Source organism: Streptomyces sp. CA-106110 (assembly GCF_050936285.1).
Classification (GTDB): domain Bacteria; phylum Actinomycetota; class Actinomycetes; order Streptomycetales; family Streptomycetaceae; genus Streptomyces.
Genome location: NZ_JBNJNB010000001.1, coordinates 7689800 through 7711455, shown reverse-complemented (window position 1 = coordinate 7711455; position 21656 = coordinate 7689800). Strand labels below are relative to the sequence as shown.

18 protein-coding genes and 2 pseudogenes are annotated in these 21656 nt (G+C 68.9%); 7 read left to right on the top strand and 13 right to left on the bottom strand.

What is annotated here, in order from left to right; all coding sequences use genetic code 11:
* The first annotated feature begins 86 nt into the window (after positions 1–86).
* Entirely contained in the window at positions 87–326 is a 240-nt protein-coding gene (locus tag ACQEXA_RS35520) for a heavy-metal-associated domain-containing protein (protein WP_359399234.1), read from the top strand.
* A gap of 87 nt (positions 327–413) precedes the next feature.
* Positions 414–2732 carry a heavy metal translocating P-type ATPase gene (locus ACQEXA_RS35515; RefSeq protein ID WP_433132055.1) on the top strand — a complete coding sequence of 773 codons (2319 nt, stop codon included), beginning with the start codon at positions 414–416 and terminating at the stop codon, positions 2730–2732.
* Positions 2733–3321: 589 nt separating this feature from the next.
* Here the strand turns inward: ACQEXA_RS35515 and ACQEXA_RS35510 are convergent.
* Together ACQEXA_RS35510 and recD2 are read right to left on the bottom strand one after the other, a co-directional pair.
* Positions 3322–4611 (bottom strand): citrate synthase, encoded by a 1290-nt coding sequence (locus ACQEXA_RS35510; RefSeq protein ID WP_432927979.1) that lies wholly within the window; start codon positions 4609–4611, stop codon positions 3322–3324.
* Positions 4612–4958: 347 nt separating this feature from the next.
* Complete coding sequence (gene recD2 / locus ACQEXA_RS35505; protein ID WP_432927981.1) at positions 4959–7235, bottom strand: SF1B family DNA helicase RecD2; 2277 nt, start codon at positions 7233–7235, stop codon at positions 4959–4961.
* Between the two features lie 96 nt (positions 7236–7331).
* Between recD2 and ACQEXA_RS35500 the strand changes: the two genes are divergently transcribed.
* Together ACQEXA_RS35500 and ACQEXA_RS35495 are read left to right on the top strand one after the other, a co-directional pair.
* The gene (locus ACQEXA_RS35500) at positions 7332–7784 is read left to right on the top strand and encodes a hydrolase (RefSeq protein ID WP_432927983.1); all 453 of its coding nucleotides are present in this window, start codon (positions 7332–7334) and stop codon (positions 7782–7784) included.
* Positions 7785–8331: 547 nt separating this feature from the next.
* Positions 8332–9051 carry a DinB family protein gene (locus ACQEXA_RS35495; protein WP_432927985.1) on the top strand — a complete coding sequence of 240 codons (720 nt, stop codon included), beginning with the start codon at positions 8332–8334 and terminating at the stop codon, positions 9049–9051.
* Positions 9052–9418: 367 nt separating this feature from the next.
* Here the strand turns inward: ACQEXA_RS35495 and ACQEXA_RS35490 are convergent, their stop codons facing one another.
* The 11 genes and pseudogenes from ACQEXA_RS35490 to ACQEXA_RS35440 all read right to left on the bottom strand — a co-directional run bounded on the left by ACQEXA_RS35490 (position 9419) and on the right by ACQEXA_RS35440 (position 16713).
* Positions 9419–10432 carry a hypothetical protein gene (locus ACQEXA_RS35490; RefSeq protein ID WP_433132053.1) on the bottom strand — a complete coding sequence of 338 codons (1014 nt, stop codon included), beginning with the start codon at positions 10430–10432 and terminating at the stop codon, positions 9419–9421.
* Positions 10429–10599: a hypothetical protein gene (locus tag ACQEXA_RS35485; RefSeq protein WP_432927989.1), complete on the bottom strand. Its 171-nt coding sequence runs from the start codon at positions 10597–10599 to the stop codon at positions 10429–10431. Before ACQEXA_RS35485 ends, ACQEXA_RS35490 begins: the two co-directional genes overlap by 4 nt.
* Positions 10600–10666: 67 nt before the next feature.
* Complete coding sequence (locus tag ACQEXA_RS35480; protein WP_432927991.1) at positions 10667–10969, bottom strand: hypothetical protein; 303 nt, start codon at positions 10967–10969, stop codon at positions 10667–10669.
* A 256-nt stretch (positions 10970–11225) separates the two neighbouring features.
* Complete coding sequence (locus ACQEXA_RS35475) at positions 11226–11564, bottom strand: toxin-antitoxin system YwqK family antitoxin (protein ID WP_433132050.1); 339 nt, start codon at positions 11562–11564, stop codon at positions 11226–11228.
* A 136-nt stretch (positions 11565–11700) separates the two neighbouring features.
* A pseudogene (locus tag ACQEXA_RS35470) lies at positions 11701–12929 on the bottom strand (IS701 family transposase).
* Between the two features lie 80 nt (positions 12930–13009).
* Positions 13010–13483, bottom strand: a complete 474-nt coding sequence (locus ACQEXA_RS35465; RefSeq protein WP_433134689.1) for a YwqJ-related putative deaminase — start codon at positions 13481–13483, stop codon at positions 13010–13012.
* Between the two features lie 304 nt (positions 13484–13787).
* The gene (locus ACQEXA_RS35460) at positions 13788–14951 is read right to left on the bottom strand and encodes an IS4 family transposase (protein ID WP_433134687.1); all 1164 of its coding nucleotides are present in this window, start codon (positions 14949–14951) and stop codon (positions 13788–13790) included.
* A gap of 91 nt (positions 14952–15042) precedes the next feature.
* Positions 15043–15546: pseudogene (locus ACQEXA_RS35455) on the bottom strand (hypothetical protein); the annotation flags it as partial.
* Positions 15543–15929, bottom strand: coding sequence for a DUF6507 family protein (locus ACQEXA_RS35450; RefSeq protein ID WP_432927995.1), 387 nt, complete (start codon positions 15927–15929; stop codon positions 15543–15545). The gene ACQEXA_RS35450 and the pseudogene ACQEXA_RS35455, both read right to left, overlap by 4 nt.
* A gap of 29 nt (positions 15930–15958) precedes the next feature.
* The gene (locus ACQEXA_RS35445; protein WP_433132047.1) at positions 15959–16273 is read right to left on the bottom strand and encodes a pore-forming ESAT-6 family protein; all 315 of its coding nucleotides are present in this window, start codon (positions 16271–16273) and stop codon (positions 15959–15961) included.
* Between the two features lie 113 nt (positions 16274–16386).
* Positions 16387–16713 carry a hypothetical protein gene (locus ACQEXA_RS35440; RefSeq protein ID WP_359391479.1) on the bottom strand — a complete coding sequence of 109 codons (327 nt, stop codon included), beginning with the start codon at positions 16711–16713 and terminating at the stop codon, positions 16387–16389.
* Between the two features lie 336 nt (positions 16714–17049).
* On the opposite strand from ACQEXA_RS35440, the gene ACQEXA_RS35435 reads away from it, so the two are divergent.
* The 3 genes from ACQEXA_RS35435 to ACQEXA_RS35425 are packed head-to-tail and all read left to right on the top strand — an operon-like array spanning position 17050 to position 21612.
* Positions 17050–18147: a LacI family DNA-binding transcriptional regulator gene (locus ACQEXA_RS35435; protein WP_433132045.1), complete on the top strand. Its 1098-nt coding sequence runs from the start codon at positions 17050–17052 to the stop codon at positions 18145–18147.
* Complete coding sequence (locus ACQEXA_RS35430; RefSeq protein ID WP_432927998.1) at positions 18144–19673, top strand: sugar ABC transporter ATP-binding protein; 1530 nt, start codon at positions 18144–18146, stop codon at positions 19671–19673. Before ACQEXA_RS35435 ends, ACQEXA_RS35430 begins: the two co-directional genes overlap by 4 nt.
* A complete protein-coding gene (locus ACQEXA_RS35425; RefSeq protein WP_432928000.1) occupies positions 19663–21612 on the top strand; it encodes an ABC transporter permease/substrate-binding protein in 1950 nt (649 codons plus the stop codon). The genes ACQEXA_RS35430 and ACQEXA_RS35425 overlap by 11 nt, the downstream gene beginning before the upstream one ends.
* Positions 21613–21656: the final 44 nt, after the last annotated feature.

Genomic DNA, 21656 nt, shown 5'->3' with positions numbered 1-21656 from the left:
CGCGCCCCGAACCTCTTTGATGAATACCCCCTAGGGGTATAGTGTGGTTGCACGTAAGCCTCACGTGCCTCCTCGAGGAGTAAGACATGACCGCGCAGACCGACGCCCCTGGTTCCGTGACGACCGTCTACAAGGTGAGCGGAATGAGCTGCGGGCACTGCGAAGGCGCCGTCTCCGGCGAGATCTCCGGGATCACCGGAGTCAGCTCGGTCACCGCCGTCGCATCCACCGGCGAGGTGACCGTGGTCTCCGCCGCGCCCCTCGAGGACGAGGCCGTGCGGGCCGCGGTCGACGAGGCCGGTTTCGAACTCGTCGGCAGGGCCTGAAGCACCAGCATCTGCTCTCCGCACCGGGCCATGTCGACCAGCTGATACTGGCTCCGCACGGCCTGGTCCGTTGTCTGGAGTCCGGACATGACCAGCACCACAGCACCCGCCCCGATAGAGGTCGCCGCACCCGCCGAGGTCGAGCTCACCATCGGCGGCATGACCTGTGCCTCCTGCGCGGCCCGGGTCGAGAAGAAGCTCAACCGCATGGACGGCGTCACCGCCACGGTGAACTTCGCCACGGAGAAGGCGAAGGTCGCGTACGCCCCGGGGATCGAGGTCGCCGACCTGATCGCCACGGTGGTGAAGACCGGCTACACCGCGGAAGAACCCCCGCCGCCCCGGCCCGAAGCGGCCGACGGGCCCGAGGAGACCGACGGCGGCGGCCGGGACCCCGAGTCGGCCGCCCTCCGTCAGCGCCTCACCGTCTCGGCGCTGCTCGCCCTGCCCGTCGTGCTGCTCTCGATGGTGCCGGCCCTGCAGTTCGACAACTGGCAGTGGCTCTCACTGACGCTGGCCGCTCCCGTCGTCGTATGGGGCGGACTGCCGTTCCACAAGGCCGCGTTCACCAACGCCCGGCACGGCGCCGCGACCATGGACACCCTGGTCTCGGTCGGCACGCTCGCCGCGTTCGGCTGGTCCCTGTGGGCGCTGTTCTGGGGAGATGCCGGGATGCCCGGCATGCGTCACGGCTTCGACCTCACCGTCTCGCGCACCGACGGCTCCTCGACCATCTATCTCGAAGTGGCGGCCGGAGTCGTCGCGCTCATCCTGCTCGGCCGCTATCTGGAGGACCGCTCCAAGCGGCGCGCGGGCGCGGCGCTGAAGGCGCTGCTGGAACTCGGCGCGAAGGACGTGGCGGTCCTGCGCTACGAGGAGGGCGGGCGCGACGCGCTCCAGGGTGACGGCGACGGCACGCAACGGGGCGTCGCTCGTGAGGTGCGCATTCCGGTGGCGCGGCTGGCCGTCGGCGACCGGTTCGTCGTACGGCCCGGCGAGAAGATCGCCACGGACGGGACGGTCGTCGAGGGTGTCTCCGCGGTCGACGTCTCCATGCTGACCGGGGAGTCGGTGCCGGTCGACGTGGCGGCCGGCGACGCCGTGACCGGCGCGACCGTGAACGTGGGGGGCCGGCTGGTGGTCGAGGCGACCCGGGTCGGCGCCGACACCCAGCTGGCGCGAATGGCGCGGCTCGTCGAGGACGCGCAGAACGGCAAAGCAGAGGTGCAGCGGCTCGCCGACCGCGTCTCCGGGATCTTCGTCCCCGTCGTGCTGCTGATCGCCCTGGGCACGTTCGGGGTGTGGCTCGGTGTCACCGGCGACATGGTGGCCGCGTTCACCGCGGCCGTCGCGGTGCTGATCATCGCCTGCCCCTGTGCGCTGGGCCTGGCCACCCCGACCGCGCTGATGGTGGGCACGGGCCGCGGCGCCCAGCTGGGCATCCTCATCAAGGGCCCGGAGGTTCTGGAGTCCACGCGCCGGATTGACACGGTGCTCCTGGACAAGACCGGCACGGTCACCACCGGGCGCATGACCCTCCAGGGGGTGTACTCCGCCGAGGACGCCGACGAGAAGGAGGTCCTGCGGCTCGCGGGCGCCCTGGAGCACGCCTCCGAGCACCCCATCGCCCAGGCGATCGCGGCGGGCGCCCAGGAGCGCGTCGGCGACCTTCCTGAGGTGGAGGGCTTCGAGAACGTCCCCGGGCTGGGCGTCCGCGGGCGCCTGGAAGGGCACGAGGTCACCGTGGGCCGCTTCCCGGGCGCCCTCCCTGCCTCCCTGGGCCGGGCGAAGGCCGGGGCCGAGACAGAGGGGCGTACGGCCGTCGTGGTGGCCCGGGACGGCGTGGCCCTGGGCGTGCTCACCGTCGCCGACGCGGTCAAGGAGAGCAGTGCCGAAGCCGTACGGGAACTGCGCGCGCTCGGGCTGAAGCCGGTCCTGCTGACCGGTGACAACCGGACGGTGGCGGAGGCCGTGGCGCGCGCCGTCGGCATCGCCGCGGGCGAGGTGATCGCCGAGGTGCTGCCCCAGGACAAGGTCGAGGTCGTCCGGCGCCTCAAGGCCGAGGGACGGACGGTCGCCATGGTCGGTGACGGCGTCAACGACGCCGCCGCGCTCGCCACCGCCGATCTGGGCCTCGCCATGGGTACCGGCACGGACGCGGCGATCGAGGCCGGCGATCTCACGCTGGTGCGCGGTGATCTGCGGGTGGCGGCGGACGCGATCCGGCTGTCGCGGCGGACGCTTGCCACGATCAAGGGAAACCTCGTGTGGGCGTTCGGATACAACGTGGCCGCTCTGCCGCTGGCCGCCGCCGGGCTCCTCAACCCCATGATTGCCGGTGCGGCCATGGCGTTCTCCTCGGTGTTCGTCGTCACGAACAGCCTTCGGCTCCGGACGTTCTCCTGACGCGAGAGCCGCAGCCCCTCTAGAGTCCGAGGCGTGCCTCACATAAGCTCTTCACAAGGCTCGCGCATCATCCTTACGCTGGGGCCTCGATCGCCATTTCGGGGCTCTTGCGCACCTTCAGGACATATGCAAGAGACGCAGATCACAATGATGTGAACGTAACCAGCGGAAGGGTTCGTGAGTCTAAGTTGGCGATGTCAGAAGCGTCTTGGGGGGCGTGACTGACATCTGGGGATGTCTTGGGGGACGTTCCCAGGAACTGCGTTGCCGGGGCACGTACACCGGGGAGCTTTGAGCGGCCCTCCCGTCGGTACGCGTCCCGGCAGACCGCATCGCAGTGGTACGCCGAGTTGTGCTCGTTTTGCTCGCAGCGATTCAGGCGCTGTCCCGTAGACGCCCGGCCGGATCCCGTGGGGGGAATCCGCACCGGGACATGGGAAGGCGCCCTGTGTGCCGGCCCGTGGGGGGACCGTCTGCAGGGCGCCTTCCGCTTATCGCATGACGCACAACACGCACCAGGCGTACGCCGCTCTACGACGACGTACGCCTTACGTACACAGAGACAAACGCCTCACGTACGCGGAAATACTCAGCGCTCCTCGACCGGAACGAAGTCGCGCTCGACCACGCCCGTGTAGATCTGACGCGGACGGCCGATACGCGAGCCCGGCTCCTTGATCATCTCGTGCCACTGGGCGATCCAGCCCGGCAGCCGGCCGAGGGCGAACAGGACCGTGAACATCTCGGTCGGGAAGCCCATCGCGCGGTAGATCAGGCCGGTGTAGAAGTCCACGTTCGGGTAGAGCTTGCGCTCGACGAAGTAGTCGTCGGACAGCGCGTGCTCCTCCAGCTTGAGGGCGATGTCGAGGAGCTCGTCCTCCTTGCCGAGGGCGGAGAGGACATCGTGCGCGGCGGCCTTGATGATCTTGGCGCGCGGGTCGAAGTTCTTGTAGACCCGGTGGCCGAAGCCCATCAGGCGGACGCCGTCCTCCTTGTTCTTCACCTTGCGGATGAAGGTGTCGACGTCGTTGCCGGAGTCACGGATGCCCTCGAGCATCTCCAGGACGGACTGGTTGGCGCCGCCGTGCAGCGGGCCCCACAGCGCGTTGATGCCGGCCGAGATCGAGGCGAACATGTTGGCCTGCGAGGAGCCGACCAGCCGGACCGTGGAGGTCGAGCAGTTCTGCTCGTGGTCCGCGTGCAGGATGAGCAGCTTGTCCAGCGCGGAGACGACGACCGGGTCGAGGTCGTACTCCTGCGCGGGGACGGAGAAGGTCATGCGCAGGAAGTTCTCGACGTAGCCGAGGTCGTTGCGCGGGTAGACGAAGGGGTGCCCGATCGACTTCTTGTAAGCGTACGCGGCGATCGTCGGCAGCTTGGCGAGCAGGCGGATCGTCGAGAGGTTGCGCTGCTTCTCGTCGAAGGGGTTGTGGCTGTCCTGGTAGAACGTGGACAGCGCGGAGACCACCGAGGAGAGCATCGCCATCGGGTGCGCGTCGCGCGGGAAGCCCGTGTAGAAGTTCTTGACATCCTCGTGCAGCAGGGTGTGCTGCGTGATCTCGTTCTTGAAGGCGGAGAGCTCGTCGACGGACGGCAGCTCACCGTTGATCAGCAGGTAGGCGACCTCCACGAAGGTGGAGCGCTCGGCCAGCTGTTCGATCGGGTAGCCGCGGTACCGGAGAATGCCCTGCTCGCCGTCGAGGTAGGTGATGGCGGATTTATATGCGGCGGTGTTGCCGTAACCGCTGTCCAGGGTGACCAGACCGGTCTGGGCGCGGAGCTTCCCGATGTCGAAGCCCTTGTCACCGACGGTGCTGTCGACCACCGGGTAGGTGTACTCGCCGCCGTCGTACCGCAGTACTACAGAGTTGTCGCTCACGTCTTCCCTCACCGACGTAGTGCCTCATCTTCGAGGTGCCCTGACTGTCTCTACCATCCCCCATTTGGCGCAGGAGAGTGCACTCGGGGTCGACCCTTGGGCTCATCGGCGGCACTGAGTGCCGTCAACTGGCTCATCCTGCCCGCCTCCGCGCGGTTCCGGAAGTGCTCTGTGACCTTTGCGACTCGTTTGATCGATCATTTTTTTGGATTGCCGTCGGGAAGCCTGCAACTCGAGCCCCGGAGGGCCTCGGGGACGGTCTGGAGTCTGCCCTTGCGGGGCTCCGGAGACGGGTCCGGACCCCCTTTCCGGGACCCCGGGGCGGTCTGGAATCGGGATGCCCGGACTCAGTCCTCGAGGCGCCTCGGGGAGAGCCGGTAATCCAGGGCCGTACCGCGCCGGCCCGCCGACACCGTACGCACCGCCTGTCCGATCGCCTTTCGTGAACCGACGAGCACGACCAGCTTCTTGGCGCGGGTCACCGCCGTGTACAGCAGGTTCCGCTGGAGCATCATCCATGCCCCGGTGGTCACCGGAATCACCACGGCCGGATACTCGCTGCCCTGGGAGCGGTGGATGGTCACCGCGTAGGCGTGCGCCAGCTCGTCCAGCTCGTCGAACTCGTACGGGACCTCCTCGTCCTCGTCCGTCAGCACCATGAGGCGCTGATCGACCGGGTCGAGCGAGGTGACCACGCCCACGGTGCCGTTGAAGACACCGTTTTTCCCTTTTTCGTAATTGTTGCGAATCTGGGTGACCTTGTCGCCGACACGGAAGACCCGGCCGCCGAACCGCTTCTCCTGCAGGTCGGGGCGGGCGGGGGTGATCGCCTGCTGGAGCAGCCCGTTCAGGGTGCCCGCCCCGGCGGGTCCCCGGTGCATCGGCGCGAGCACCTGCACATCCCGGCGCGGGTCGAGCCCGAACCGGGACGGGATCCGCCGCGCCGCCACGTCCACCGTGAGCCGGCCGGCCTCCTCGGTGTCGTCCTCCACGAAGAGGAAGAAGTCCTTCAGGCCGTCGGTGAGCGGGTGCTGCCCGGAGTTGATGCGGTGCGCGTTGGTGACCACGCCCGACTGCTGGGCCTGGCGGAAGACGCGGGTGAGGCGGACGGCCGGGATGGGGCTCCCGTCGGCGAGCAGATCCCTGAGGACCTCTCCCGCGCCGACGCTCGGGAGCTGGTCCACGTCGCCGACGAAGAGGAGATGAGCACCCGGTGCCACGGCCTTGACCAGCTTGTTGGCGAGCAGCAGGTCGAGCATCGAGGCCTCGTCGACGACGACCAGATCGGCGTCGAGGGGACGGTCCCTGTCGTATGCGGCATCACCGCCGGGCCTCAGTTCGAGCAGCCGGTGGACGGTGGAGGCCTCGGCACCCGTGAGCTCGGAGAGCCGCTTGGCGGCGCGCCCTGTCGGGGCGGCGAGCACGACCTTGGCCCGCTTGGCCCGGGCGAGCTCGACGATGGATCGTACGGTGAAGGACTTGCCGCAGCCAGGACCGCCGGTCAGGACGGCGACCTTCTCGGTCAGCGCCAGCCGTACCGCCTCCTCCTGCTCGGGCGCCAGCTCGGCTCCCGTGCGGCCCTTGAGCCAGCCCAGCGCCTTGTCCCACGCCACGTCCCGGAAGGCGGGCATCCGGTCCTCCTCCGTCCGCAGGAGACGCAGCAGCTGGGCGGAGAGGGAGAGCTCGGCGCGATGGAAGGGGACGAGGTAGACGGCGGTGACGGGATCCCCTCCGTCCGGTCCCGGTACCCGTTCCCGTACGACACCGGGGTCCGAGTCGTCCTCGGGGGGCGCCGCCAGCTCGGCCAGGCACTCGATGACGAGCCCGGTGTCGACCTGGAGCAGCTTGACCGCGTCCGCGATCAGCCGCTCCTCGGGGAGGTAGCAGTGCCCCTGGTCGGTGGACTGCGACAGGGCGTACTGGAGGCCGGCCTTCACGCGCTCCGGGCTGTCGTGCGGGATGCCGACGGACTGGGCGATCCGGTCGGCGGTGAGGAATCCGATGCCCCAGACGTCGGCGGCGAGGCGGTAGGGCTGGTTCTTGACGACGGAGATGGAGGCGTCGCCGTACTTCTTGTAGATGCGCACGGCGATGGACGTGGACACCTGGACGGTCTGGAGGAACAGCATGACCTCCTTGATCGCCTTCTGCTCCTCCCAGGCGTCGGCGATCTTCTTGGTCCGCTTCGGGCCGAGGCCCGGCACCTCGATGAGCCGCTTGGGCTCCTCCTCGATGATCTGCAGGGTGTCGAGCCCGAAGTGCTGGGTGATGCGGTCGGCGAAGACGGGGCCGATGCCCTTGACGAGACCCGAGCCGAGGTAGCGGCGGATGCCCTGGACGGTGGCCGGCAGGAGCGTCGTGTAGTTCTCCACGGTGAACTGCTTGCCGTACTGGGGGTGGGAGCCCCAGCGCCCCTCCATCCTCAGCGACTCCCCGACCTGGGCACCGAGGAGCGCGCCCACGACGGTGAGCAGATCACCGGCGCCGCGGCCGGTGTCTACGCGGGCGACCGTGTATCCGTTCTCCTCGTTGGCGTACGTGATGCGCTCGAGCACACCCTCCAGCACGGCCAGGCGCCGCTCACCGGCACCCGCCTGCCCCGCCCGACTCGCCTCCTGGGTCATGATCCGACGCTACCGAAGAGGACTGACAGGCGGTGCCCGCCCGGCGCCCTTCCCGCGCGGCCACCGCGGATTCGAGGGCCCTTGCATGATGGGGCCATGGATCCGGTGCTCCGCGACCTGCCGTCCGCCTTCTGGAGCGTTCCCTACGTGGGCTCCCGCTTCCCGGGGTCGCCGGCGGTGGCCGCGCGCCCGGGCCTTGCGGCGGGTGCGAACTGCCAGCTCTTCGCCTACGAGGTGCTCCGGCACTTCGGCCTGACCCCACCCGCCCTGCGCTCGAGCGACCTGTGGACGGACACGCGGGCCACGGTCCGGGTGTCCGCCGCCCGGCCGCTCGATCTGATGCTGTTCAACGCCACCGCCGACCCGTACGGCGCCCATGTCGGCGTGCGGGTGAGCGAGGGACGGGTGCTGCACCTGTGTGCGGAGGTGGGCCGGCCGGCGGTCTGGGAGCCGGCGGAGTTCGCGGCACGGGAGCGGTACCGGGTGCTGGTCGGCATCAAGCGGGTGAACGCGGCGCGAGTGAGCGAGGATTCCGACGGCGCGGGATGAACGATGCGGGCGACCGCCCAGACCGGGAGCCGAGTTGTCCGTCGGACATGACACGACCGTTGACCGCGGTCCTTCTGAAGAACGTCGCCGGATCGACAGCCTTGCGCCTGCCGAAAGGATTGAGCCGCCTATTGCCTTCGGCGTGGGACGAGTGGGGAAAGAACCCGGCTCGTGCCGCGGGTTCCCCGCCTCGGTTCTCGATCCATCGCCGCAGTTCGGCACCGGTCAGCTCCCGGGAAGCCTCTTGCTCCACAATCACCACGGGTCCGAAACCCGATCCCGACGCACCCTCGATCTCGGCGCTCTGATCCAGCGTCACCTGGAATGAGTTCCCCTTTACGAGATGGGCACTGTTGAGCTTCGCGTTCCGCAGGATCACGTCGTCTTCCCAGAACCACGTCACGCGGTGCCTTGGCCGGCGCCAACTCCGGAGGCGGCCATGGTCTGTCTGTCGCCCCGGGCGCGGAAATCTGTCGCGCCCCGTGAGCGTGAGTCGTTAGTCTCCGCCTCAGCGTGGCGAGGTACGGGACCGCGAGGGGAGCCGGACATGGAGACTGAGCGCGTACGGACCGACCGTTTGGGCTTGCTGCTCGACCAGTTCGACTGTGCCAGGGAAATGGCCCAGGTGCGGCTGACGGGGCTCAGCGACGAGGAGTATCTGTGGGAGCCGGCACCCGGCAGCTGGTCGATCCGACGCCGCGGCGAGGCGGCCACGCCCAGGGCGTTCGGGCCGGGCGACTGGGTGCTCGATCAAGGCGCCCCGGAGATCCCGGCGAGCGAGTACGCAGAGGTTGCCCGGCAGGCCGCCGGCGGCATGACCGTCGCCAAGATCGCCGACGACTGGGGCGTGAGCGTCGAACGGGTCGAACAGGTCCTCGCCCACATCGGCCCGCCGGAGCCCGACGAGACACCGGTCACCACCATCGCGTGGCGGCTGGGACACCTGCACTTCTGCTTCGCGGGCGGATGGCAATGGACCTTCGGTGAACGGCGCCAGGACCCGAAAACGCTGGTCGACTTCACTCCCAACGCTGCCCTGGCCGTCGAGCGATTCTGGGCGGTGATGGACCGCTGGCGAGACAGCGTCGCCACCGTGACCGACGAGCAGCTCGACACGATCGGCTTCTCGCAGTACCCGTACGGCTCCGACCCCGACGATCCGTACGCCGCCGTCCTGTGGGGCTCCAACCTGGAATTCATCCACCACATGGCCGAGATCGCGCTGCTCCGCGACCTCTGGCGGTCCCGTTCCACCACGCGCGAGTAGATCGAGCGCCGGCCCCCGAGTCCAGGTGACGGACCGGGCCGGCACAGCGCCGGTCAGTGCCTACCCGTGAGCCTCTCCATCGGCCCCGATGCTGCCACGCCCGGGGAGGAGCCACTTCCACTCCAGACTGCTCGGCTCCAGCAGCCCGCGCTCTCGCAGCACCGTCATCCGTGCGGCGGTCATCAGTGCCGAGTCGAGTCCCGGTGGCGCGAAGACCATGTCGCCGCACGTGCGGGTTTCATAGCTGATCGGTCAGTCCGGACCACGTCCGCTCCCAACTCCGGACGACCGGTCGCCCATCAGCGCAGTGTTCCACGCGGACGCCAACGTCGCCGAGAAGTACCGTCCTGCGTCAACCACTCCGTGGTCACCCACCGGCCGCGAGTTCGCGCAGGGTGGTGAGGTCGGCGGTGCGCGGTCCGGCCATGGGGTCCACGTGGCCGGCACCGGCCTCATCCGGCAGACCGGACGCCTCGGTCAGCGCCGCCGACGGGGTCAGACCGCGATCATGGGCGGCGCGCAGGCGATCCAGCCACAGCAGGCCGGCCTTGTACCCGTCCTCGTCGGCGTCGTCCCTCGGCTCGAAGCCTGCGGCCCGCTCGGTGTCGGACGCCCACAGATGGCCGAGGAGTCCATGGTCCCCGTGTACGGGAACGTAACGGACCTCGCCGTCCGCCGAGCGCTTGTAGCCGGGCTCGGCAAACCCCGGAGCGTGCTGGAAAACCCGGTTCCGGTAGGGAATCTCAAAGCTGCCCCAGACGTCCGAGGCGGCACCGTCGGCGCCGAAGAAGTTCCCGACACCGGACTCGGTCGGCCGGCCGAAGTACGTGGGATCATCCGGGTCGGTCTCCGAGTCGAGTGCCACCGCGAGATCATTCAGCACGGCAGCCAGGCGCGGCGCGTTGGCCTCGGAGATGCCGGGCTGAGGGCGTCCCTTCAAGTCGTAGGGCATCCAGGCGTCCGAGAACGTGACGAGATCGACGGAGACGAAGTCGGCGAACGCGGAAGCCCCCAGTCGGAACAGTCCCTCCTGAAGGACTTCGCCCTCCCCGGTCAGCAGGACACCGGCACAGTCGACGGAGGCGTCGACGGAACCGACCTCGCCGGGGCGCAGGCCCGACCTGACCCTCGCCGCCAGTTGTTCCACCGCCTCGGCGACCTCATACGCGCCGGGCACCGTGAGCTCCTCGCCGAACAGTCGGCTGTTCGACGTACCCGCCTCCGCGACGGACACGCGCACCGCCGGCTCGCCGGCGGCAAGCCCGTGCGCGGCTATTACCTTGTACGCGATCAAAAGATCGCGAAGACAGCGGACCAGGACGTCCGCCGCCTCGTCGCTACGGCCCCAGGTCCAACGTGCGACAGGCGTACTCGCGATCACGCCGTTCCCTCCGGGGTGAATTTGCCACCACGCGGAACGAAGACGACTCCGTCCGGTGTGCGAATGACGAACTGCTCCTCGACGCCGTACTCCTTCGCCCAGAGCGCGGCGCGGCGCAGGTACTCCCGCATCAGCAGGGCGCGTGAACGGGTACGGGCGCTCGCCACGTCCCAGTCGCCGTACCACCGACCGCGCGCAGACGATCCAGGACCGTATGCGAAAGCTCGGCACTCACTACGGATCCATCCCCTTCAGGCGCAGTTGGTGGTGGAGCAGCCCTTCCGCTGCAGCTCGCGCCGAAGGCATCGACTCAAGACTGCCCTTCAGGGCGAGGCTCGTGCCGGCCCCGATGCTGCCACGCCCGGGGAGGAGCCACTTCCACTCCAGTTTGCCCGGCTCCAGCAGCCCGTGCTCCCGCAGCACCACCGTCATCCGTGCGGCGGTCATCAGTGCCGAGTCGAGTCCCGGTGGCGCGAAGCCGTCCAACTCCCATTCCCACGAGGCGCACGGCTGGGGTGCACGCATCAAAGTGGACATCGGTTTCCTAACGGGCAGACCTGGCGCTCGGCCGGGATGGTGATGGAACATTCCCGGAAGCGACGCTCATAGGTCGCGCCGGTCCTCCTTGCGCCAAACCCTCGCCGGCTGTCCTCTTTCGTCCCACTCCTGGTGCGACAGCAGGGTCAACCCGTCTTCCGTGAGCACCCTCTCCGAAGCGAGCTTGCCGTTCTGGTGCCACTCCCGGGAAAGTCTCGGGGTCGAGCTTCACCGGGACATCACCGCCCTACACCATTCAGCCCTGCGAAGCGGTGTTCTCCCACGCTCGGGTCGGGCGCCCCTCCTCGTCCCATTCGTAATGGGACAGCGGGGTCCCGCCGTCCGCACTGTGAAGCTTCTTCTCGGCGAGGACTCCGTTCTCGTGCCAGCTCTTGTACTCACCCGACAGGGAACCCGTCCTCATCGTCCCCTCCGCGCGAAGGACCCCGCTCTTGTACCACTCACGGAACGGACCGTCCCGGTACCCGTCTGTGTACGTCACCAGACTCACACGGTGTCCGGCGAGGTACTCCTCGACTTCCCCTGTGAAGAGTTCACCGCGATACAGGAGTCGCTGGGCATAGTCGAGGTCCACATCGGGATCGTCTAGTAGGGCTTGGTCAGGTAGGGGGCGAGCGTGTCGTATCAGGGCCAGGGTCTTCGGCAGGTGGGGCACGCCCCGGCCCAGCAGACGAGGAGGACTTGGAGCCCGGCCACGACCTGGTAGATCGTCAGACCGTGGCCGGTGCTGGCGGGCACAGTCGCTCCAGGGTGCAGAACGCCTGCGCCACCGAGGCCAGCGTGAGATGTCGCAGGAAGCCCTGGTAGGTGCGTCCCTCGAAGTGGCCCAGCCCCAGGGCGGTCTTCAATTCCCGGTAGTCGTGCTCGACCCGCCAGCGGATCTTCGCCAGCCGCACCAGGCGCCGCAGGGGAACGTGGGCGGGCAAGGTGGACAGCCAGTACTTGGTCGGCTCCGGCTCTTTGGCGGGCCACTCGGCCAGCAGCCAGCACACCGGCAGGTCCTCACCGGGGTGCGCCCGGCGGACCCGCGCTCCGGCCGGCCGGACCCGCAGCGCGACGAAGTACGAGCGCAGCGGCCCCTTCGAGCCGCGCCGCCAGGTGACGCGGTGCCGTGCGCCGCGCCCGGCGGCCAGCACGATCTCGCGGACCGACACCGGCTTGTCCCGGTAGCAGGGCACCGGCGGCCGCCCGGTGCCCGACCACGGCGGGGCGGTGCGCGCCGCCGTCTGGGGCAACACCGCGGTATCCGACCGCACCCCGACGACATACGCGATCTCCCGCTCCTCCAGTGCCAGGCGAAAGGCCCCGTCCTGCCCGTAGCCCTCGTCGGCCACCACCAGCGGCGGATCCAGGCCCCAGCAGCGCAGCTCGTCGACCATGTCCACGGCCAGCTGCCACTTCGGCACGTGCCCGACCTCATCGGGGACGCGCGCCCGACGGCGCCGCAGGACGGCGCTCTCGGGCTCGTCTGCGGTGGCCGGATCCCATTCGGCGGGCAGGAACAGCCGCCAGTTCACCGGGCAGGAGGCGGCGTCGGTGACCAGGTGCAGACTCGGCGCGACCTGGCAGTTGGCGGTCTTGCCCAGCGCGCCGCAGTACTGCGCGGCCACCCCGGGGAGGCATGACCGTCCTTGGGGAAGGACACGTCGTCGATCACCCAGGCTGCCGGGTGGATGGCCGGCTCCATCCGCCAGGCCAGCTCGGCCAGCACCATCTGGTGCGACCACGGGGAGTCGGCCAGGAACTGCTGCAGGCCCTGCCGGTCCACCCCCAGCCGGGCGGCCATCGGCTCCATCGACTTGCGCCGCCCCGCGCCCAGCAGCCCCCGCACATACCGCTCGCCCCACCGCCGCTGATCCACCCGCCCGAACGAGCCGAACACCTCGGCCGCGAGCGACTCCAACCGCTGTTGGGCCTCCGTGAGCTCCTGCGGTGTCATTCCCCTCACCTCCGAGAGACGACACACCGCTACTCACCCAAGGTAACCAAGCCCTACTAGGTCGATGCGCTGCATGTACATCACCATGGAATGTAGTTCGTGTTGATGTCGGGCGGGTGTCCCAGGAACCGGCCGAAGCCGCTCGGGACATCATGCAAGAGGTGGGAACAGTTGACGCAGAAGGGCGCTCGCTTCGGAACGACCTTTACTCCCAGAGCGTTGGGCTCCTTCATGAACGGGAAGTAGACGGAGGCATGCGTCTGAGCCATCGCCCGCGCATCGGTGGGCAGCCCCAGCTTGCTGCGCTCGTGCAGTAGCTGATTCACCGCCTTGACCTCGGCGTGCTCGAGCAACTCAGCGGGATGCGGTTTGTTTCCTGAGATCTCGTGATAGCGCTCGGCAAGCGTCGGGTGCAGGTCTTCGAGGGGGATCAGCGCTTGACCCGGCCGTCCATTGATCCCTTCGAAGACAAGCCCCGTGTGCCGGTCCAGAACCACACCGACAGCCTGACCGGTTTCCGTCTTCGGGAAATCACCCGTGTTCTTGGCCTCAATATAGACATGGGTCCGCTCTCGGGACAGAGCCCAACGTCGCTTGATTTAGGCAGGTGATGCCATCTGTCGAGGCGGAGGCGACGTCTCGTCATATGTGGTGATCTGCGGGATGGCTGGGCTGTTCGGTGGTGCGGGGCGTTGGTCTTGGGGGAAGAGCTGGAGCTCGATGGTGTGGGTGACGTGGGTGGTGGCCGGTTCGTCGGGTCGCAGGCTGCGGTAGCCGGTGCCGCTGCGCTTGGTGGCGCGGGGTGCGGCGCGTCCGGGGCGGGGCTTGACGGCCTCGCGGATCAGGTCGTCCTGGACGTCACGGACCTTGGCGGTCAGCTGGCGAGGGGGAAAAGTCCGCGCCGACGGAGCGTCGGGCGGCGGCGAGGGTCTGCTTGAAGCTGATGTGCGAGACGGGGAGGTGGGCGCGGTGGGCGGAATCGGCGGCCAGCTGGTGGAGGGCCTGGTAGACGCACAGCATGGCCCACAGTTCCTGCTCGACCATGGCGGGGCTGTTCGAGCGGAGGGTGGCGGTTCGCCCGCCGCGCTGCTCGATTTTGATGTGTTTGAAGATCGTTTCGCTGGTCCAGCGCGCCGTGTACAGCTCCGCCAGCTCGCGGGCGGGCGCCGAGGCCGGGTCGAGCAGCGTGGTGATCAGACAGAACAGCTCGGAGGTCTCCCCGCTCGCCCCGTCCTTATCGAGGGTGGTGGTCAGCACCGTGTACTCGATCACCCGCACCGTGATCCGCGCCCCGCGCGGGCCGTTGAGGTGGGAGAGGTAGGTGCCGTCCGACAGGACGTGATCCACCGGCAAGGTGAAGGAGTCCGAGACGCGCCAAAGGAGTTGGGCGCCCCTGTCCGCGGCGGCCTGCCACAGGCCGAAGGCGGGAAAGCCTCGGTCGGCCATCACGAGCATCCCCGTGTGCAGGTGCACCAGCAGGCGCCGTGCCAGGGTCCGCTCACCCACCGCGAAGGAGTCGAAGACCGCGCCGATCATCGCCTTGGTGCCGCACTCCACCAGTGCCAGCAGCCGTACCTGCGGATACGGACCGGGCCGGCCTCCGTTGGAGGCGCGGGTGTAGGCGGCGGCGTTCGCCTCGCTGTCCGGCACGTCGAGCAGGGAGCCATCCAGGGAAGCCAGGCGCAGGCCACGCCAGAAGGCACCGGGGGTGGCCGGACTCCCGCTCGCCCCTGCGACCCGGTCGAACAACAACCGGAGCGGACCGGGCCCCACTCGCTGGCGGGCCAACGTCAGTGAGCCCGTGCCGACCGGCCGCCACTCCTCACCCCGTCGACGCGGCCAATGCTCCACCAACTCCCGCAGCACCAGCCCGTATCCGTTTCCCGTGAACAGCCACATCGTGAGCACGAAGTACACCACCAGCCGCGACGGCAAGGACCGAGTCCGCTCCTCCCGCGCCCCAGCCTCGTCAACCACAAAGTCAACCAACTCGGGCGTAAAGGTCCGCGACAGCAGCCCCATCCGGATCCGCTCCGGGTACGTCTCACCAGCTATGTGACCCCTCGACACAAGAGCGAGATGATAGGCGATCTTAGACTATCCAAGCGACGTTGCGATCCGACCCGTCCCCGGCCACCATCTGCGTCCCACCGAACAACGCAGTGATCTTGTTGTGGCACGTCCGCTCCGCCGCCCAGAACGCCGCCACCGCCGCCGTCACATCATCACGGATCTGATTGTGGTGATCGACCTTGTCCCCGTCGTACTCCCAGTCCCCGTCACCCTTGACCGAGTCCACGAACGCCGTCGCATCCAGCTTCAACTGCTTCAGCTTCGCCACCAGCGGACGGATCTCCGTCGCATACGACGACAAGGCGGAGGACACCGTCTCCAGATCGCCGGCGAACCCGTCCGCCCGATCCGCCACCGGCTTCGTCGTCGCGAACAACTGCTCCGCCTCCGGCGCCGTGTAATACGCCGACAGACCCTGGAACTGCGTATGCACATCCCGGCCCGTGGACCGCACATGCGACGCATCCGACTTCAGATCGCCGTAATCCTTCTCCAACTGCGCCAGATCACCCGTGAACTGCGGAATCTGCCCAGGATTGATCACGCCGACTGCACCCCCGGCAGATCCACCCGCGGCTCCGCCAACGCCTTGCGCTGCGCCTCCGCCGCCATCGCCTCATCACCCTGCAGATACGCCGTCGTCGCATCCACCGCACCCTGCAACGACTTCCCCGCCCGCAACGCGATGTACTGCAGATCCTTCGTCGCATGCTCCGCATACTGCGACAAGGCCAGGGCCACCAGACCACCCTGCGCCTTCTCCCCACCCCCGCCGCCCTCAGCGGAAACGGTGCCGGCACTGGACGCCGCCGACGTCAGATGCTCCCCATACGCCTTCGCATACCCCTCAAGATGCGACGCCGTCTCACCCGTCGTCTTCAACACACCCTGAATACCCTGCGGCTTCAGATCCCAGCCCGACACCACGCACCCCCGTGCTACGAGTTCCGCCTACATCAGCCGATGTTGTCGACCGCCGACTTCGCCTTCGCGATCGTCGACTGCGCCGTCGCATCGTTGTGCTCCAACGTCGACTTCAGCAACGCGATGATGCTCTTGACCTCCTGCGACGCACGATTCCACCGCAACTCCTTGCCGTGGTACTCATCCGCCACACCATCCGCCGTGAAGTCCGCCATCGCCGCCTTCACCTGACGGTCCCGCTCCGCGATCACCGACTCCAACCGGCCGATCACCGCCTGGATATTGCCCTGCGCATCCGCCGACGCACCCGTGTCGTACGACCGACGATCCGCACCCGAACCCGCCATCACACACCACTCCCCGTAAGAAAGACTTCCATCGACAGACCTCACCGAGGCCCCCGGCTCAGACACCGCGAACCACCTTGTCCCGGCTCAACAGACCGGAACAGGAGGCGAGTTCAGCGGAACCGCGCCCCGTCGAAGTTCGCCGCGCCCATCTGACGCCGCGCGTTCTCACCCTGCTCCTGGTCACCCGAAGCGAACGCCGAATCCATCCCCGACTGACCACCCAGAATCGCCGCCAGCGAACCGTTCAGCTCCTGAGCGATACCGTCCGCCCGCCCCTTGAACTGATCGAACGCCGCACGCCCCGCACCGTTGAACTTCCCCTCCAACGGCTGCGCCGCCTGCACCAACTGACGGATCAACGTCCCCAGATCCTCGCTCGACCCACGCGAGCCCTTCATCAGCGTCGACAGGGTCTGCGCCCCCATGTCGAACTTCATCGTGCCTCCCCCTGCGGTGAGTTGGTCCCACTGAACGATTCTCCAGTCACCATGTTCACGTCCAGGCGTCGCACTCGCAACCACCTGACGTCACAGCCCCGCTACAGAGGACGGACCGCCTCGCAGGCCACGCGGGGCGACACCACGCCCCCATCAAGCCCCAACGGACGCGGACATGAGACCCGGATCACATGGGTCACAATCCGGTCTCGGCGTCGTTCACACCCTTGATTCACCTCCATGTAATCGATTCCAATCCTTCCTGTCAGTCATGGAAACGATTCCACGGACTCACAAATGCACCCATAACGGATCCACAAGGAGGTGGTCCTGGCGATGGCGAGCATCAAGGACGTCGCCGCCGAGGCGGGCGTTTCCGTCGCCACGGTGTCGCGCGTCCTCAACGACCACCCGTCGGTCAGCGCCGACGCGCGCACCCGCGTGCTGGCCGCCGTCGAGACGCTGGGCTACCGCCCGAACGCCGTCGCCCGGTCCCTGCGCACCGACCATACCCGCACCCTCGGCCTGGTCATCAGCGACGTACTGAACCCCTACTTCACCCACCTGGCCCGCTCCGTCGAGGAGGAGGCCCGCGCGCTCGGCTACAGCGTGATCATCGGCAACGCCGACGAGCGGCCCGATCTCCAGGACCACCATGTGCGGACCCTGCTGGACCGGCGGATCGACGGACTGCTCGTCTCGCCGACCGACGGCGGGTCGCCGCTCATGCTGGACGCCGCGCGGAGCGGCACGCCCATGGTCTTCGTCGACCGCTGGATCCCGGGCATCGACGTACCCGTGGTGCGGTCCGACGGAGGCGCCGCCGTCCACGATCTCGTCGCCCATCTGCACGGGCTCGGGCACCGCAGGCTCGCGATCATCACGGGGCCCGCGGCGACCACGACCGGCCAGGAGCGCGTCGAGGCCTTCCGACAGGCCATGGGCGCGTACGGGCTTCCCCTGCCGGACGACTACATCGGCCAGGGCGACTTCCAGGCCGAGAGCGGGCGCCGGGCCACCGAGCGGTTCCTCGACCTGGAGGAGCCGCCCGAGGTCGTGTTCGCCGCGGACAACCTGATGGCGCTCGGCGCGCTGGACGCCATCCGGGCGCGCGGGCTGCGGGTCCCGGACGACATCGCGCTCGCCGCGTTCGACGACATCCCGTGGTTCGTGCACACCGCACCGCCGATCACCGCGATCGCCCAGCCCACGGGCGAACTGGGGCACGCCGCCGTGCGCGCGCTGGTCGACCGCATCGAGGGGCGGCCACCGGAGTCCGTCACGCTCCCCGCGCGGCTCGTCGTACGCCGCTCGTGCGGCGAACCCGCTCCCCAGGGACAGCCCCGGCCGCCCGCCCTCCCAGGGCAATCCGCTCCGCAAGAGCCGCCGGCTCGCACGGAGCCGTCCCCCGCAACGAACAGGAGCCAGTCGTGAGCAACGCGGACGAGTTGCTGCGCATCGAAGGCATACGCAAGACCTTCCCCGGTGTGGTCGCGCTCGACAGTGTCGACTTCGATCTGCGCCGGGGTGAGGTGCATGTGCTGCTCGGTGAGAACGGCGCGGGCAAGAGCACCCTCATCAAGATGCTCTCCGGCGCCTACCGCCCCGACGCCGGGCGGATCCTGGTCGGCGGCGAGGAGGTGCGCATCCACGGTGCGCAGGACTCCGAGCGCCTCGGGATCGCCACCATCTACCAGGAGTTCAACCTCGTTCCCGATCTGACCGTCGCCGAGAACATCTTCCTCGGGCGCCAGCCGCGCCGGCTCGGGATGATCGACCGGAAGAAGATGGAGGCCGACGCCGCCGAGCTCCTCGAACGCGTCGGCGTGCAGGTGTCCCCGCGTGCCCGGGTGCGTGAACTCGGCATCGCGCGGCTCCAGATGGTCGAGATCGCCAAGGCGCTGAGCCTGAATGCGCGCGTGCTCATCATGGACGAACCGACGGCCGTGCTCACCTCCGAGGAGGTCGAGAAGCTCTTCGCCATCGTGCGCACACTGCGCGAGGACGGCGTCGGGATCGTGTTCATCACCCATCACCTGGAGGAGATCGCCGCCCTCGGGGACCGGGTGACCGTGATCCGCGACGGCAAGAGCGTCGGGCAGGTACCGGCCTCCACGCCCGAGGACGAGCTCGTACGCCTCATGGTGGGGCGGTCGATCGAGCAGCAGTACCCGCGTGAACGGCTCCAGGCGGGCACCGCGTTGCTCACCGTCGAGGGGCTCACCCGGGACGGGGTCTTCCACGATGTGTCCTTCGAGGTGCGGGCCGGTGAGGTCGTCGGCATCGCGGGGCTCGTCGGCGCCGGCCGTACGGAGGTCGTGCGGGCCGTGTTCGGTGCCGACCCGTACGACAAGGGCACCGTGCGCGTCGCGGGTGCGGATGTGCGGCGGCACGACGTGAACGCCGCGATGGCGGCCGGGATCGGTCTGGTGCCCGAGGACCGCAAGGGCCAGGGACTCGTCCTCGACGCGTCCGTCGAGGAGAACCTGGGGCTTGTGACCATGCGGGCCGCGACCCACGGCGGGCTCGTCGACCGCAGGGGACAGCGGGCCGCCGCGGCCGGGGTCGCCGAGCAGCTCGGTGTGCGGATGGCCGGGCTCGCCCAGCATGTGCGCACGCTCTCCGGCGGCAACCAGCAGAAGGTCGTCATCGGCAAGTGGCTGCTTGCCGACACCAAGGTGCTCATCCTCGACGAGCCGACGCGCGGTATCGACGTCGGCGCCAAGGTCGAGATCTACCAGCTGATCAACGAACTGACGGCCGCGGGCGCCGCCGTCCTGATGATCTCCAGCGATCTGCCCGAGGTGCTCGGCATGAGCGACCGGGTCCTGGTGATGGCCCAGGGCCGGATCGCGGGCGAACTGACCGCCGACGAGGCGACCCAGGACTCCGTCATGGCGCTCGCCGTCTCCACACCCACCACATCTGTCAACGGAACGGAGGCCACCCGTGGCCACTGACACGCTCAAGGGCCGAGCGGGCGCCGGTGGCGCCACGGGGGTCCGCCGTCTCCTGCTCGACAACGGCGCGCTGACCGCGCTGATCGTCCTCGTCATCGCGATGTCGGCGCTGTCCGGCGACTTCCTGACGACGGACAACCTGCTCAACATCGGCGTCCAGGCGGCGGTGACCGCCATCCTCGCCTTCGGCGTCACCTTCGTGATCGTCGCGGCGGGCATCGACCTGTCGGTGGGTTCGGTCGCCGCGCTGTCGGCCACGGTCCTCGCCTGGAGCGCCACATCGGCGGGGATACCGGTCGCGATAGCCGTGCTGCTCGCGATCGCCACGGGCCTCGCCTGCGGTCTCGTCAACGGCATCCTGATCTCGTTCGGGAAACTGCCGCCGTTCATCGCGACGCTCGCCATGCTGTCGGTGGGCCGCGGTCTGTCGCTGGTCATCTCCCAGGGCTCCCCGATCGCCTTCCCCGCCTCCGTCTCCCACCTGGGCGACACGCTCGGCGGCTGGCTGCCGGTGCCGGTCCTGATCATGGTCATCATGGGGCTGCTGACGGCGTTCGTGCTGGGCCGTACGTACATCGGGCGCTCGATGTACGCGATCGGCGGCAACGAGGAGGCGGCGCGTCTGTCGGGCCTGCGAGTGAAGAGGCAGAAGCTCGCGATCTACGCGCTGTCGGGTCTGTTCGCCGCCGCCGCGGGCATCGTGCTCGCCTCGCGTCTGTCGTCGGCGCAGCCGCAGGCCGCCAACGGCTACGAGCTGGACGCGATCGCCGCGGTCGTCATCGGCGGCGCCTCCCTCGCGGGCGGCACCGGCAAGGCGTCCGGCACGCTGATCGGCGCGCTGATCCTGGCGGTGCTGCGCAACGGCCTGAACCTCCTTTCGGTGTCCGCCTTCTGGCAGCAGGTCGTCATCGGTGTCGTGATCGCCCTGGCGGTGCTGCTGGACACCGTGCGGCGCAAGGCGGGGGCCACCCCCGTGGCGGCCGGTACGACGTCCCCGGGCGGCAAGGGCAAGCAGGCGGCGACGTACATCCTGGCCGCCGTGGTCGCGGCGGCCGTGGTGGGCGGGGTCTCCTTCCTGCACGGCGGCTCGTCCTCCACGACGCAGAAGGTCGGCCTGTCGCTCTCGACCCTCAACAACCCCTTCTTCGTGCAGATCAAGTCGGGTGCGCAGGCGGAGGCGAAGAAGCTGGGCGTCGACCTGACCGTCACGGACGCGCAGAACGACGCCTCGCAGCAGGCCAACCAGCTGCAGAACTTCACCAGCGAGGGACTGGGTTCGATCATCGTGAACCCGGTGGACTCGGACGCCGCGGGCCCGTCGGTGCGGGGCGCGAACAAGGCCGGCATCCCCGTCGTGGGTGTCGACCGCGCCGTCAACAAGGCGAACACGGCCGCGCTGGTCGCCTCCGACAACATCGAGGGCGGCAAGCTCGCCGCCAAGGCGCTCGCCGAGAAGCTCGGCGGTCAGGGCAAGATCATCATCCTGCAGGGCCAGGCCGGCACCTCCGCCAGCCGTGAGCGCGGGGCGGGCTTCGCCGAGGGGCTCAAGGCCTACCCGGGCATCCAGGTCCTGGCCAAGCAGCCCGCCGACTTCGACCGGACCAAGGGCCTCGACGTGATGGCGAACCTGCTCCAGGCGCACCCGGACGTCCAGGGCGTGTTCGCCGAGAACGACGAGATGGCGCTCGGCGCGATCAAGGCGCTCGGCTCCAAGGCCGGCACCTCGGTCCAGGTGGTCGGCTTCGACGGCGAGCCCGACGGCCTCGCCGCGGTCAAGGCGGGCACGCTGTATGCCTCGGTGGCGCAGCAGCCGACGCAGCTGGGCCGGATCGCGGTCGACAACGCGCTGCGGGCCGCCGAGGGCAAGAAGGTCGAGCAGACCGTGAAGGTTCCGGTGAAGGTGGTCACGAAGGAGACCGTGGCCGGGTTCAGCGGCTGACCCCCGCGTTCCCCCGGTCGCCACGGCCGGGGGCCGCGCCGCGC